The sequence below is a fragment of the Psychrobacter sp. SZ93C1 genome (assembly GCF_015864635.1).
In the GTDB taxonomy this organism is placed as follows: domain Bacteria; phylum Pseudomonadota; class Gammaproteobacteria; order Pseudomonadales; family Moraxellaceae; genus Psychrobacter; species Psychrobacter fozii.
This window is the reverse complement of the sequence record NZ_JADYWY010000001.1, coordinates 68,607-84,213: the sequence shown is the minus strand read 5'-3', so window position 1 is coordinate 84,213 and position 15,607 is coordinate 68,607. Positions and strand designations below refer to the sequence as shown.

Annotated in this window: 12 protein-coding genes; 8 read left to right on the top strand and 4 right to left on the bottom strand. The window is 40.1% G+C overall.

Translation table 11 applies throughout. The features are described 5' to 3' along the window. Positions 1-272: 272 nt before the first annotated feature. The 3 genes from recF to dnaA all read right to left on the bottom strand — a co-directional run bounded on the left by recF (position 273) and on the right by dnaA (position 4,432). Complete coding sequence (gene recF / locus I6E83_RS00380) at positions 273-1,478, bottom strand: DNA replication/repair protein RecF (protein WP_197099486.1); 1,206 nt, start codon at positions 1,476-1,478, stop codon at positions 273-275. 168 nt (positions 1,479-1,646) lie between these two features. Further along, complete coding sequence (gene dnaN, locus I6E83_RS00375) at positions 1,647-2,822, bottom strand: DNA polymerase III subunit beta (RefSeq protein WP_110922142.1); 1,176 nt, start codon at positions 2,820-2,822, stop codon at positions 1,647-1,649. Between the two features lie 167 nt (positions 2,823-2,989). After that, positions 2,990-4,432: a chromosomal replication initiator protein DnaA gene (gene dnaA, locus I6E83_RS00370; protein WP_197099485.1), complete on the bottom strand. Its 1,443-nt coding sequence runs from the start codon at positions 4,430-4,432 to the stop codon at positions 2,990-2,992. A 610-nt stretch (positions 4,433-5,042) separates the two neighbouring features. Here dnaA and rpmH point away from each other — a divergent pair. The 8 genes from rpmH to I6E83_RS00330 all read left to right on the top strand — a co-directional run bounded on the left by rpmH (position 5,043) and on the right by I6E83_RS00330 (position 12,468). Next, a complete protein-coding gene (gene rpmH, locus I6E83_RS00365; protein ID WP_007394757.1) occupies positions 5,043-5,177 on the top strand; it encodes a 50S ribosomal protein L34 in 135 nt (44 codons plus the stop codon). Positions 5,178-5,363: 186 nt separating this feature from the next. Further along, positions 5,364-5,735, top strand: coding sequence for a ribonuclease P protein component (rnpA, locus tag I6E83_RS00360; protein ID WP_197099484.1), 372 nt, complete (start codon positions 5,364-5,366; stop codon positions 5,733-5,735). A gap of 1 nt (position 5,736) precedes the next feature. Further along, entirely contained in the window at positions 5,737-6,117 is a 381-nt protein-coding gene (yidD, locus tag I6E83_RS00355) for a membrane protein insertion efficiency factor YidD (RefSeq protein ID WP_197099483.1), read from the top strand. Between the two features lie 210 nt (positions 6,118-6,327). Further along, positions 6,328-8,016, top strand: coding sequence for a membrane protein insertase YidC (gene yidC, locus I6E83_RS00350; protein ID WP_197099482.1), 1,689 nt, complete (start codon positions 6,328-6,330; stop codon positions 8,014-8,016). 266 nt (positions 8,017-8,282) lie between these two features. Further along, positions 8,283-9,671 (top strand): tRNA uridine-5-carboxymethylaminomethyl(34) synthesis GTPase MnmE, encoded by a 1,389-nt coding sequence (gene mnmE / locus I6E83_RS00345; protein WP_197099879.1) that lies wholly within the window; start codon positions 8,283-8,285, stop codon positions 9,669-9,671. Positions 9,672-9,755: 84 nt separating this feature from the next. Then, complete coding sequence (nrdR, locus tag I6E83_RS00340) at positions 9,756-10,235, top strand: transcriptional regulator NrdR (protein WP_110922147.1); 480 nt, start codon at positions 9,756-9,758, stop codon at positions 10,233-10,235. Between the two features lie 80 nt (positions 10,236-10,315). After that, a complete protein-coding gene (gene ribD, locus I6E83_RS00335) occupies positions 10,316-11,371 on the top strand; it encodes a bifunctional diaminohydroxyphosphoribosylaminopyrimidine deaminase/5-amino-6-(5-phosphoribosylamino)uracil reductase RibD (RefSeq protein WP_197099481.1) in 1,056 nt (351 codons plus the stop codon). 422 nt (positions 11,372-11,793) lie between these two features. After that, complete coding sequence (locus tag I6E83_RS00330; RefSeq protein WP_110922149.1) at positions 11,794-12,468, top strand: riboflavin synthase; 675 nt, start codon at positions 11,794-11,796, stop codon at positions 12,466-12,468. Between the two features lie 82 nt (positions 12,469-12,550). Here the strand turns inward: I6E83_RS00330 and I6E83_RS00325 are convergent, their stop codons facing one another. After that, positions 12,551-15,391 carry a response regulator gene (locus I6E83_RS00325; protein ID WP_197099480.1) on the bottom strand — a complete coding sequence of 947 codons (2,841 nt, stop codon included), beginning with the start codon at positions 15,389-15,391 and terminating at the stop codon, positions 12,551-12,553. Positions 15,392-15,607 lie beyond the last annotated feature (216 nt).

Below are 15,607 nucleotides of genomic sequence, written 5' to 3'. Positions count from 1 at the left end.
CAGTAAAATAAATTAAAAACATACTTATCAAACACTTAGAAACCTGTAGATAATAAAAAATATCTACACAACACTATTAAACAACTTGCTGAAAACAGGATAAAAATAAAGCCTAATTTTAGCATTTTTTTGCTTCTAAGTCACTGTTTACTGACAGTTTTCTTAGTATTGATGGCTCTCAAAAAATAAACGGTATTGTAGGAAAATGATGGTAGGTATAGAGGATTTATGAGGTTGTAAATCAGGATGAAATAGACAGTATAAGCGAGTTATTAAAGAGGTTGGATATTACCTTGTTTCACATGAAACATATTAGGATTTGACCATAAATCTTGGATCATTGGCACGATATCATCAGTCAAACTGCTCATAAATACCTGACAGGGCAACTGCGATAAAGTCGATAATAAAATCTCTATTGCCCTACCATCAAGCTCTGCCGTTATATCGTCTAGCAATACGACTGGCGTGGCTCTAGTATTAAAGCCGTCTCTCTGTGAATCAATATCCTGTTCAGCATTGAGCAATAGTGGTAACTGAGACAGCCTTAATGCCGTGATTAACAGCTTCTTTTCCCCACGAGACAATACATTAGCCGCTTGCTCTTTTAGAGTCGGCAATTTAGCACTAACATCGTTTTTTAGCGCTGTGCTTGCAGACTCATTATTCATCTCTACTGAATCATCAGAATGCCAATGCACATGAACATCAGCTCGGTGGTTACCGATGCGAGTGTATCCTAGCTGCAGATCCTGCTCTAGTCGCTCGTTAAGCTGCACATCTAGCGCAATACTCGTATCATAGCCAGCGTTATAGCTTAAGCTCAGCTGTTCAGCATAAGATGGCAGTAACTGCTCAATGCTCTCAGCAAAATAGGGCTGCCATTCAGTAAATATCCGCTCGCGATAATGATGAATGAGTGCTGCATGGCTACTCAAGCCTTTATCCCATGATTTCAACTCAGCAAGCTGCACTTGGGTCAAATGTCGCGATTTTTTTAGTAAACTATTGCGCTGTTTTAGCAATCGTTGATAAGCAACCCACTGCGGATGAAAGCCTTGTTTCATGTGAAACACTAGCCAATCCAATAGCTGTCTACGACTGGCACTACCCTGCTCTAACATATCCATCGTTGAAGGATCTATCAGTAGTGTTGGCAGTTGCTCAGTTAAGATGCTTTGGTTGTAGACAGTAGTCTGATTAAGACGCAAGAGTGTTGTAGCATCAGCTTGTTTTTGGATAGCTAAGGTACTGCTATCATTAAGCTTAGCATGTACAGTGACCATATTTTGATGATGTTGAATATAGCGCTTGGGCTGGTGATGCCGGAAACTTTTGCCTCTGGACAGCAAAAATATAGCTTCAAGTAAGGATGTTTTTCCACTACCGTTCGCGCCGATAATGACGTTACACGCAGCGGACTGTAGATTGACTTGTGTTAGGTTGCGAAGGTGTGATATTTGCAGACGTTCAATCATAATACCGATAGCCGCCTATTAAAATAGTATATAATAAGTAATCATAAGTTGACTAAATTGTAGGTAAAAAAGATTAAAACTTAAAGGTGCAAATCTACTCTAAGAGTAAATTTACACTTAAACAAAGCGTCAAAATCCAATTCTGCTGCTTATGCAAAACGAATATCACTATATTCGCATGGGCATAATGACATACTGATGGAATTCATCATTCAGCTGATTAACCAACACAGAAGCATTTGATTGGCTCATATGCATTTGCAAATCACCTTGAATAACGCCCAATACATCTTGTAAATAAGCCGCGTTAAACGACAGCTCCATTGGCTCACCTTGATACTTAGCTTGTATCATTTCCACCGCTTCGTCTTGCTCAGCATTATTGGCACGTACTTCTACCATACCGTCACTGGCAAAATTAAATACAACACCGCGAGATTTTTCATTACTCAAAATCGCGACACGACGTAGCACATCAGTCATTTTTTCTTGGTTGAACAAAGCCAATTTATCCGTATTACTCGGCATAACACGGCGATAATCTGGGAACTTGCCATCGATCAGACGTGCTGTAAACGTGACCATTAAATTATCGCTCACCTGCCCTGCACTATCAACATCACCAAACGGTAAGCTGACTTGCAAAAACTCACGCCCAAAGCTTAACGTCACTGGATTATCTTTATCTCCGAGCATTTTACCAAGCTCAGAAGCCAAGCGCTCAAGCTCAATGACAGCTTTGCGTGGCAAGATAGCCTGCATATTCAGATCAGCACTCACATCAATGACACTACGCGCTAAAGCCAATCTATGCCCATCAGTTGCAACCGTGGTTAGCTGCTGCTGTGATACATCAAACAACATGCCAGTTAGATAATAACGCACATCTTGAATGGCCATCGCAAACTGGGTCTTGTGGATCAAATCAGTAAGGCGGCTACGGCTGATGATTAATGGTGTGATGTTTTCTGGATTACCCAAGCTTGGATAGTCTTCGGCTGGTAATGTACCTAATGTAAAACGGCTTTTACCGCTGGTCAGTAGGCAACGTTCATTCTCTTGAGTCGCCAGATTGACTTGCGCCTGTGCTGGTAATGATTTGCAAATATCTTTCAGCTTCGTCGCAGGTAACGTTGTTGTCCCAGCTTCAACACAAGCACCTGCAGGCAATTTCAACGTCGACGTCAGCTCTACTTCTAAATCAGAAGCTGTCAAAACAAGCGCTGATTCAGACAGCTGTAACTTGATATTGCCTAAAATAACCATGTTATGGCGTTTATCAGCAGCCTTGGCGATCAAATTAATGGCTTTTAGTAACGACTCTCGATTAATCGATAATTGCATGCTTAGTTACTCTTATTTAAATGACTGTATTTTTATCAATTCAGAACAATAGCTTAGGCTTAATAATACCTTGTCTACTGACTATAATCCATTAGCTATCTGTGTGCATATATCGTCAATATTATAAACCATATCATCCTACTAAAACATAGTGATACTGTGGCCTACTAACCTGCTTGCAACATTAGCGCTAGGGTCTTGTAATCCTTATCAAACGCAGGATCTGCGGCTCGTAGTTCATTAACTTTATCACAAGCATGCATCACCGTTGTGTGATCACGTCCACCAAATGACTGACCAATCTCAGGAAAACTATCTCCCGTCAATTCACGTGATAGAGCCATTGCAATTTGGCGAGGTCTAGCAATACTGCGCGTGCGCTTACGACCCATCATATCTTTGATAGTCACATCATAGTATTCAGCGACTACTTTACGAATATTATCCATATTAACGGCTTGTACGCGCATTGCAACGATGTCTTTTAGCGCATATTGCACCATCTCAAGCGTTATTTGCGCGCCAGTTAAGTTAGCATTAGCAAATACTTGGTTCAAAGCACCTTCTAGACGCCTCACATTCGACACCACATTCTGAGCAATAAATAGCGCACATTCTTTAGGCAATAGCATGCCGTATGAGGCTGCCTTTTTTTGCAAGATTTGCACACGAGTATCTATCTCAGGTGGATCAACTGCTACGGTCAAACCCCAAGAGAATCTCGATCTAAAGCGCTCGTCAAACTCAGTCATTTGTGATGGATGACGATCAGAGGCCAAAATAAGTTGTTTGTCACCGCTAGTGAAATCTGCAAACAACGTCAAAAATTCATTACTACTTTTGGTCTTTCCAGCTAATACATGAATATCATCTACAATTAATAAATCTACTTTTTTAATTTTCTTTTTAAAATCTTCTATTTTATTATTTCTTAATGAATAAACTAATTGATTAATAAATTTTTCAGAAGTGAAATAATAAAAACTTTGATTATTTTTTAAATAGCGATGTGCTACAGAATGCATTAAATGCGTTTTTCCCAAACCAGAAGGGCCATATATAAATAGAGGATTGTGACGATTTTTCGACTGACGTTTACCAAGCTCATAACAAGCTTTGTAAGCAAGGTTATTAGACTTACCCGTCACGAATGTTTCAAAAGTAAACTCAGGATTAAGATAACTAAGTGACTTAGCATCAGCAGAATTAACCAGTTCTGCATGACGCATGTTGGCATCAATATCCGCTTTCGCATTATTGTGATGGATCGTCTCAAAATTATGTTCTGCTGGGGGAGGGGAGGGCTTATCTTCTGCAAATAAAGACCCTGACTGTGGTTGGTTATCGTCGATATCACGACCTGCATTATCAACACGTACGATAACCTCTTCAATACTTCCTTGGCTATGCTTGGCGACCAATTGCTGGATATCTTGCAAATGGTTCTTTTTAATATAAGTGACAAAATAATCGTTAGGGGCAAGTATTATAAGGGTTTGAGCCTCTTGATGGGCTGATAATGGTCTCAACCACATAGTAAATACATTGTCTTTTACGTTATAGCGTAAATCGTTTAAACATTTATCCCAAATATTTGCTGTGTCTATCATGAAAAGTACTAACCCTATAATTTGAAATAACAGATATCTCAACGGTATAAATCGCTATTAGAGCACTAATGCAGTGCCTACTTGCTAGACCGAAGATAGTCACTGTAAACCGAGTAAAACTACACGTCGAGTAGGTAGCTAATTTAACACAGTTACCCTGTGGATAAAACCTTGTTTTTTGGGGATAAGACTGTGGATAGTTTTGTGGACAAATTCGAATCTTGAGTTATCCATATTTAACCCACAGGTTATCCACAGGTTTGCCCATAGCCTAGTATTTTGATTATAAAAAGAAAATTAGAGTTAACCACAGATAATAGGGCTCCCAATAACAACAATACTTATATATATCAATAGTTAATTATTATAGAGTTCGAGACAAACTGTGGATAACTTTTAAATATTAGTTTCACAAACTAGGTTTACTGAGCAGTTAAACTAATGCTAGTTATTTCTACTTATCAAAAATCAGCTACTAAAAACTTGCTTCTAACAATAGTAATTTTTACTTGTATAAATACTGATTAAATTAGTTCATTGACCAAGAGAGTATCTGGTGGTATAATCCTCCGTTATTACGAATTTAGTCCATTATTTTGATAGGTGAGTTATGAAACGTACATTCCAACCAAGCGTGATCAAGCGTAAACGTACTCACGGTTTCCGTGCTCGTATGGCAACTAAAAAAGGCCGTCAGGTCTTAGCTCGTCGCCGCGCTAAAGGACGTCATCGCCTTACTGTATAATCAGTAGATTGCGATAAGCATGGCTAATTGTGCTTGTTGTGTCTCTATTATTCATAGATTGCGATAGTCAATCATCACAACTGACACTTAGCCATATATTAAAAGCGCCCAAATAGGCGCTTTTTTTGTCTCTATATTTTACTATTATTTCTAATCTTGCTATTAGCTCTTATACTAGGTCTTAATATGCCAAATACTGTTTCAGCTACACCTACCGCCCATTTCACTAAAGAACAGCGACTGCTAACACCAGCGGCCTTTCGTGAGGTGTTTGATGCGCCTGAACGTAAGATTCACCAAAGTCATTTAATGGCTTTTGTACGTACTAATACTCATGATAAACCGAGAGTTGGTATGGCTATTACAAAGCGCAAAGTACCTACTGCAGTCGCTCGAAATCTAATTAAACGTCAAATACGTGAACAGTTTCGATCAAAGGCTTTTAAAATAGAAAGTAAAGACATTGTTTTTATTGTTAAGAAATCAATAAAAGACATAGATAAAAAAGAATTAAAAAATCAAATAAGTAATATTTTTAAAAAAATAGAAATAAAATAAAATGAATTTTTTTATAAAAACTAATAAAGTTATTTTTTATAAAATTTTATTAAATATAATTACTTTTTATCAGAAAATAATTAGCCCAATAATACCTGCTCGTTGTAGATATTATCCAACTTGTTCAAATTACGGTAAACAAGCTTTGATGTGGCACGGTGTCCGATCTGGCAGCTGGCTACTGTTAAAACGTATTGGCAGATGTCACCCTCTAGGTGGACATGGTATTGATTTCGTGCCGCTACCTTTAGCTTCTTACCAATATAGTTACGTATCTTTAGCTTACTTACCAAATATAAATGTTCAGGGATTGGGTGTTTATCGAGATAGCAAAAGCTATGTTTCACGCCTTAATCATTTGATGACGTTAGGATCGAAGTGAATATCGATTGGCTTTGATACAAAGACCAAGGAGTTACCCACAAGTTATCCACACTCTTGGTATCATTTGAGGCTGATTTTTAGTAAAATAATGCACATTTTATGTAAATGACTCGCAATACTGTTGTTAAACATCAGGACAGCCGTGCTGTACAGTCATGACACATGCCCTAATTTTTCATTCCCTAATTTTTTAATCTAGGAAAGGTTTATGCAAAAGATATTTCGGGTGATGATCATCATTGCGATGCTAATCACCGCTTATCTGCTGATTTTGGCATGGCGAGATGATTATGCCGATGCACCAGCGGTAGATGTGCTGCCAGAAACGACCACTTCAGTGGGTGCTGACATTCCATCTTCGACCGGTGCAGCAGGTGATATTCCGGCACAGACACAACCTGTCGACAGCGACACAGTGACTGCGATCCCTACTCCTGCTAAAGACACAGGTCTAATCACGGTTACGACCGATCGCTATGATATAAAAATCAATCCAGAAGGCGGCGATATTGTTTATGCTGCTCTTAAGCAATATAACGCGAAGCTCGATAGCGATAAGCCTTTCGTATTGCTAGAAAATAATAGCAATCGTGTATACGTGGCTCAGTCAGGTCTAATTGGTCAAGATGGTATTGATACGGCAGAAGGTCGTGCTAATTACAGTCATACTGCCAATAATTATGTAATGGAAGAAGGGCAGCAAACACTGTCTGTACCGCTAACTTACAAAAAAGATGGCGTGACAATTACCAAGACTTTCACCTTTACTGAAAGTAAGTATCCGATTGATATTAGCTATCAAATTCAAAACACCTCTACCAATGCTTGGCAAGGTCAGATGTTTGCGCAGTTAAAGCGTGATGACAGTAAAGACCCTGGTACGTCTGACAAAGGCGCATTGAGCATGGCTACTTATTTGGGCGGCGCTTGGGGTACTCCAGACGATCCTTATAATAAGCTGAAGTTTGGTGACTTTAGTGATGGTGAGTTGACGACGACCAGTGATAAAGGTTGGGTTGGCATCGTGCAGCATTACTTTGTATCTGCATGGACGCCTGAAAACTTTACCGGTAATTTCTTCAGCCGCGAAACGGGTGATGATTACTTTATCGGTTTTAACAGTCAGCCTATTAATGTAGCACCAAACAAGCAGTTGACGTTGAATGCCACGTTATATGCTGGTCCAAAAGTACAGTCTGAACTCAAAGAAGTTTCGGTAGGCCTCAACAAAACGGTCGATTATGGTCTGTTATGGCCAATATCTAAGATCTTGTTTGCTATCTTGGATGGTATTCACAAAATCATCGGTAACTGGGGTTGGTCAATTATTCTATTGACGGTTTTAGTTAAAATTGCCTTGATGTGGTTCTCTAACAAGAGCTATTACTCAATGGCAAAAATGCGAGCTATCGGACCGAAACTCAAAGCGCTCAAAGAAGAGCATGGCGATGATCGTATGAAGATGTCGCAAGAGATGATGGCCATTTATAAAGAAGAGAAAGTCAATCCAATGGCGGGTTGTTTGCCTATTCTGATGCAAATGCCGATTTTCTTAGCGTTATATTGGGTACTGGTCGAAAGTGTTGAGCTGCGCCATGCCCCTTGGATCTTGTGGATTCAGGATCTATCATCGATGGATCCATGGTTTATTTTGCCGCTATTAATGGGCGCGTCCATGTTTATTCAGCAACAGCTTAATCCGCAACCAGCTGATCCAATGCAAGCAAAGGTTATGAAGTTCTTACCGATTATCTTTACTGCATTCATGCTGTTCTTCCCAGCGGGTCTGGTTCTATATTGGACGGTGAACAACTTGTTTAGTATGACTCAGCAATATATCGTCAACAAAAAAGTTGAAGAAGAGCAAAAGCGCCGTACTGTGAAAGTACTGGACTAACTAGCTCTAGCTTATGAACTGATAGAAAACCATCGCTACGGCGGTGGTTTTTTTATGCGTGGCACATATCTATCACCTTTAATATTCTCTCTATAAAAAATAAAAGAAACGTGCCACATGCTTAAAGTATCACTATGTAAAGTTTGCTTTGTCAGTCTGTGCTGAGGCGTCTATAATGGGGTTTTTAGTTATTGAGAGTTATAGTGGATTCCCTAGAAAACGCGTCAACCTCGCATCACTCATCTAATAAACCTAGCTCGGCTGGATTGGCTACGATTGCAGCCATTGCAACACCGCTTGGGCGTGGTGGTGTCGGTGTTATACGTTTGTCAGGTGCGCGTGCGTATGATATGGCCTGTGCCTTAACAGGTAAGTCTGCCTTTACGCCACGTATGGCCAGTTTTTGCCGATTTTATCAGGCTGATGGCACAGTGATTGATGAAGGTTTGGTACTGTACTTCAAAGGTCCACATTCATTCACCGGTGAAGATGTGATTGAGCTGCAGGGACATGGCGGCATGATTTTACAAAATCAATTGCTAGCACGTGTGTTTGAATTGGGTGCAAAACAAGCCAGTGCAGGGGAGTTCTCTTATAGAGCCTTTGATAATGATAAGTTGGATTTGGTTCAAGCAGAGGCGATTGCTGACGCCATTGATGCAACCAGTGCCGCTGCAGCCAGCAGTGCTATTCGCTCACTAAGCGGTGAGTTTTCACAAAAAATCAACCAGTTATTAGAGCAGCTGATTCATCTGCGCTTGCACGTTGAAGCGGCTATTGATTTTCCTGATGAAGAAGATGTCGACTTTTTATCTGATGGTGTGATACAAAATAAGCTTGAGCAAACACAGGAAAAAATACAACAAGTACTGGCAACGGCAAAACAAGGCCAGCTGCTACGGGATGGTATTCATGTGGTACTAGCAGGTAGACCAAATGCAGGGAAATCAAGCCTGCTCAATCGTCTAGCGGGTCAGGAGAGGGCTATCGTTACTGACGTAGCAGGGACTACTCGTGATACGCTGCAAGAGACAGTAGTTCTCAATGGGCTCACACTTCATTTGACTGATACGGCAGGTCTACGTGACACAGAAGACACGGTAGAGCGTATTGGTATTGAGCGTGCACGTACGGCCATTACTCAGGCTGATATGCTACTCATGGTCTATGATGTCACCCGTGATCTTGAGGAAGAAAGTACACCGCTACAGCTTGCAGAGCAATTATTTGGCGAGTTGCCAGAGGCCAAACGCTTATTAATCATTGCTAATAAAAGCGACTTGTTAAACGACAGTAAGCGCGAGCGCGCTATTTCCACTTCGCAAGCTGAAATAGAAAGTCGTGGCTATGAACAAGTAAATGTTTCATGTGAAACAGGGGTTGGTATCGATAATTTGGTCGAAACATTGTGTGCTAAAGTGGGTTTTCATCCACCAGAAAACAGTCTTATTGCTCGTACAAGACATTTAGATGCCCTTAGGCGGACGGCTGATTATCTGGTTGAAGCGCATGAACAATTAACGGTCTTTCAAGCAGGAGAGTTAGTCGCTGAAAGCTTACGTCAAGCACAGCGCAGTCTGGGTGAGATTACGGGTGAATTTAGCGCTGATGATCTGCTGGGTAAGATTTTTGGTAGCTTTTGTATTGGCAAATAATAAAGTATTACTATGATGTGCTTATCTAACATGGGTCTCATAAATAAAGACTCTGACTCTCAATATTAAAACAAGGAAAATGCTATGCACTGTCCGTATTGTAATGCGTCAGAGACTAAGGTTATTGACTCGCGTCTTGCTGCGGAAGGTGCGCAAGTTCGCCGCCGCCGCTCATGCAATAGCTGCCAAGAGCGGTTTACGACCTTTGAGATGGTCGAAGTCGTGATGCCAAGAATTATCAAATCAAGTGGCAAGATTGAGCCTTATGATAATGAAAAATTGCGTCGCTCTATTTTATTGCCTTTGCAAAAGCGTCCTATCACAATTGATGAGCAAGAGGCGATGATTAGCCGAATTGAGAAGCGTGTTAGACAAATGGGTGAGCGTGAGATTAGTAGTAAAGTCTTAGGTGAAATAATCATGAGTGAACTCAAAACACTAGATGATGTCGCTTATGTGCGCTTTGCTAGTGTCTATCGGGACTTTCAAGATATTGATGCTTTTCATCAAGAAATTGCGAATATCCGCCCAAATGAAAAACAATCGAACGAAACTGATAAATAAGTCATAGTTACTCTATTAATCAGGTCTCAAACACTTACTTTCTTATATAGAACCCTCAATTATTGATTAAGTCTACTGTTATGTCTATTCAAAACCATGCTCAAGATGCACAAGATCGCTACTTTATGATGCTTGCTATTGAGCAGGCGAAACAAGGTTTGTATACCACAAGGCCTAATCCTGCAGTGGGCTGTGTCATTGTCCAAGCAGGAGAAGTAGTCGGACAAGGATTTCATCCCAAAGCAGGTGAGCCTCACGCAGAAGTATTTGCGCTCAAAGAAGCAGGTATGAAGGCAGTAGGAGCAACTGCTTACGTAACTTTAGAGCCTTGTAGTCATACAGGACGTACGCCGCCGTGCGCATTAGGTCTCATTAATGCGGGTATAAAGCGTGTCGTGATTGCAGGTCTAGATCCGAATCCACAAGTCGCAGGTCGCGGTGTAAGGTTGTTAGAACAAGCTGGTATTGAGGTTATAGTTGGCGTACTGACAGAGCAAGCAGAAGCATTAAATCGCGGGTTTCTAAAGGCGATGCGTACTCAGATGCCGTATGTACGTCTCAAAATTGCTACCAGTCTGGACGGTCGCACAGCGATGGCATCCGGTGAGTCAAAATGGATCACATCAACAGCTGCCCGTGAAGACGTACAGAAACTACGCGCACAAAGTGGCGCGATTATTACGGGTAGTGAAACGGTTATTGCTGATAATCCACAGCTCAATGTACGTTCTGGAAAATTGGGTATTCCACCTGAGCAAGTGCCGCCACCTATCGTAGTAGTGCTAGATAGACGTCAGCGGCTAGAGCATAATCTAGAGTCTAGTCATCAGTTATGTCGTCGTCCAAATATACTATATTGGCGTACAGATGATCTGACTACACTATTAAAAATATTAGTGAGTGAGTATCAATGTTATGACGTGTTAGTAGAGGCTGGTGCTAGCGTCGCTGGTAGCTTTTTAAGCCAACAATTGGTGGATGAATTAATCGTCTATCAAGCACCTTGTTTATTGGGCACACAGGCCAAACCAATGGTCGAGTTCAATCCGCTGTCTTTAGCAGAGCAGCTACGTTTTAGTGTTAGTAGCCATGAACAGGTAGGCTCCGACCTTAAGTTAATGCTGTTACCTCTATAAGCCATTGAGTGTAAAGGGTTTATCTATAATTTATATCTGGTGTGGGCTAAATGTGGATAAGTAATGTTATATAACCTAGGTTTCACATGAAACTGTGTATAACTTCGTTTCACATGAAACTTATATTATACGTCTCCATACAATAATATTAATAAAAACAATTGAATCAATAACTTAAACTTAATTTACAAGTAGCTTATTCTATTCTTGAATTTTATTTTTCTGTGGATAACTTGTTATTATCGAGGGTTTTTGGCTTACTAAAGGTTGATTTATCATTACTTATCCACAAGTTATCCCATAATGAGCATAGAATTAGCTTAGGTTTCACTAAAAATCTAGTTTGGACAAACACCACTAAAATACGAATGAAATAAAATATATTGTCGATAACGGCAATATTACAAAGAGATGAGGCCAATATGTTTACTGGAATTATAGAGAGTGTGGGAAAAGTAAAATCTATGCAGCCTACGGGCGGTGATATACGTTTGACAATAGAATCTAATGATTTAGATTTCAGTGATGTAAAGCTGGGAGACTCTATTGCCTCAAATGGTATTTGTCTGACGGTAGTAGAGTTCGGTAGCAACCATTATTCTGTCGATGTTTCACGTGAGACTATCGCTCGTACAGCGTTAGAGACTTTAAAACCTGGTCATATTGTCAATCTAGAAAAAGCCATGCTACCAACAACACGTTTCGGTGGTCACATTGTGGCTGGTCACGTGGATGGCGTTGGGGTAGTAAGCAAGATACAACAAGATGCACGCTCTATCTATATTGAAATCGAAATACCACAAGAGCTGGCACATTACACAGCGACGAAAGGCTCTATTACGATTGATGGCATTAGCCTGACAACCAACCTTGTACGTGACAATATTGTTTCTTTAAATATTATTCCACATACGGCTCAAGTAACCAATATCGCTAAACATTGGCTGGTTGGAAACAAAGTTAATATCGAAGTGGACATTGTTGCACGCTATTTAGAGCGTTTATTAAATAAGTCGCAAACGGGCGGTATGAATGCGCCAAGTCCACAAAGTCAGATTACGGAAGCTTTCTTAGCAGATAATGGCTTTATGAAGTAATCGCTAACCATATAAAAATAAGTATTTGAGCAATTGAGTAGCTGTCTAATAACATACTACTCAGTTGCAATTAGCGTGATTTTTATGCTTCTATCAAGCGCTCTAACACTGCTTCTAATTCTTTCTTATTAATCGGTTTAGATAGAAAATCATCCATTCCTACATGCATACAAGCATCACGATCTTCTTGTGCATTGTTTGCTGTCAGCGCCACGATAGGAATATCGTCATCTTGCGCACGGATAGCCCGAGTAGCCTGTAACCCGTCCATGATAGGCATTCTACAATCCATCAAGATAAGGGAAATATCCTGACGCTGCTCTTTCAGTTTGTGTAATGCTTGCTGACCATCTTCTGCGACAACACTACGGTAGCCTAGTTTGCTCAATATTTTGCAGGTTATTTTTTGATTGGTTGGACTGTCTTCTGCTACCAAAATAAGTGGTGACAAGGTTTCTGGTTTTGGTTCAGCTATGTCTATTGGTTGTTGGTTACTCTCTTTTTCACAGCTGATAGGTGCCGCAAGCTTTTGCCTAGCTGATATCGTTAAGCGCAGCAATTCAGAAACCAGTAAGTTAGCATCTAGTGGTTTGGTTAAAAAGCCATCATATTTGTCTAACAGTACAGACGGAATATGACGTTCAGGCTTCATGCTAAATAATAATTTTGGTAATAAAGGCGTCGCTAGCAAGTCGTTCAAAGCCTGAAGCTTATCGCTATTATTGAGTGTTTTATACTTCCAATCTATTTGCTTCTCTACTATATCTGTTTCTATATTTTGAGAGTTGTCATCATTATCAGTTAAAGTGATGGTTTTGTAGTACTCGTAATCCAATAATAGGATAGGCGTGAGCATCTGCTCGTTCTGTATTAATGTATTTGTTAATTGCCTCAAGGTGACTAAGTCTACAGTGGTATGAATAGTCATCGGGATGGCTAAGTGTTTGCACAAGCGCTGTAAATTTTCAGCAACAAGAGGTTGCTCGATGACAGCGATGAGGTGGATGCCACTTAAATGTTGATTCTGATGATATACCGGCTGATAGTTAGGGCGGCGGCAAGGGAGGTAAACATTAAATATGCTCTCCTTGCCTATCGTACTTTTCAACTCGATAAAACCACCTAATAATTGTGCAAAGCTATTGGCATTATCTAACCCTGTGCCTGCTTGCTCAGTAGCTTGAGTTGGTTTGTTATTATCTAGATTGGTTTCTTGATTAAAAACAGTGATGAGCTGATTTTTTTTATCAGCATCAATGCCAACCCCTGTATCTTTTATACTGAAATGAACCCAGTGGGAAGCCTGAGTAGGTACCATCGTATTATGGGTAGGAAGTATACGATCGCTATTTATGCGTTTGATTTGCTCTTCTGTGACGCGATCTATCGTGAGTGCGACATAGCCTGAAGTTGTAAATTTTATGGCATTTTTTAATAAGTCTAATAGGATGTGACGTAGACGAACGTCATCAGTATCAATGTAACGTGGGCAGTCTGGGGCAAAGAAGTAAATTAACTCCAATCCCTGCTGTTTTATGTCATTGATGACTAGACTATTAACTTCCTTAGTCAGTTGATAAATATCAACAGGTTCAATACTCAGTCGACTTTTTCTAACTTCAATATTGCCAATATGCAGCGTATCGTTGAGTACGGTTAGCATGTTTTGGCTGGTTTTTATCAGAGTATCTAACGTCTTATTCTGCCTAGCATCCAGTCTCTTGGGATCGATAGGCTCAAGAGTATCGATCATTGCCTCTATCGGTACACGCAGCTTATGACCGATAACAAGGCGAAGCTTATAGAATTCGTCAAGCTTAGATTTCAGTTGTTTGTTTTTTTGCTGCAATTGCTCGTTTTGCTTAACGATTTCATTGATGTTGTTAAAAATCACTGTAAAGCCATGAACTTGTCCGTGTTCACCGAACCATGGTGTGATATTTAATTGGTAAGCTTGTCCATCCTCTAATCCATAAACGCTCAAGGTACGAGTGACACGTAGATTAGACAGTGATTGTAATAGCAACTGGGTAGACTCATCCTTACCTGCGACGAAGTCTATTAGCTCATAGTTTTTATTACTCTCAGGTGGACAAGTAAATACTTGGTCAAAACGTTGATTACAAAAGCTAATCTGACCGTGACGCATAATCATAATCATCGGCAGTGGTGCTTGGTTTACCAAACGTTCAAGACGATGTGTTAGGGTTTTTATACGGCGATAGTTACTGTGTAGTTGATAGCTGACACGGCTCAGCGCATGACCTAAACGCAAAAACTCAGGCGTGGATTTTTTATATAGAAAAGGTGGTGTGCTATAAACTTCTTGTTTATGACTGTTTAGGCTGTCGGTATAACTTATTAGCTGTTCCCAATTGATACGACGGTTGAACATGTAAAGCAAAGCGATGATAAAAAGTACAATCGCTGTCATTAGCGGTAACCAATAGCGGTAAGATATCCAGTCAATGATAAGCGGTTTATGACGTAATATAATATAAATTTGATGACCACTTTTGAGCTTGATGGTACCAGTCAAGTTACGGCTGTTAAGCTTATAGGCGCTATGACTACTGTTATCAGGAGGTGACGATGTAATAGTGGGAAAGCTGACAGTAGGGAAAGCACGCTCATCTGGACGGGTATAGCGGTGAATATAAGTCTGACCAGATGGCATCATAAACACCAACTGATAGCTGATACCTTCAAAGGCAAGCTGCTTCAAAAATCTGTCAATTTCAGGGTTTAGTGGGCCTGCATGCTCAGTGATTTCATGTTGTAATGAGTAAAAGGTATTGATACTTTGTTGTTCACTGTTTGTCTTTATTTCGTGAAAAAGCGTAAAGTAATACAGTACTAGCATCACTAGCAACGTCAGTGCATAAAATATAAGTAAGCGCTTTAAGGACTGAAATTGTTGCATGAAAACGTGGTCCTATATCGACACGAAAAAACATAGTGAGTGAATCGTAAGTTTGAATCAGTAGGTAGTTTGCTTAATTCCTTATGGTTTTAAGTTCTTTAACTATTATAAAGATAAACGGCGTCATTAGTAACGCCCCATTGCTACAGTTACAATCATGGCACAACGTTGTAAACTCACCTATAATGAGCAACTTAACCCTATATAATGCATGAT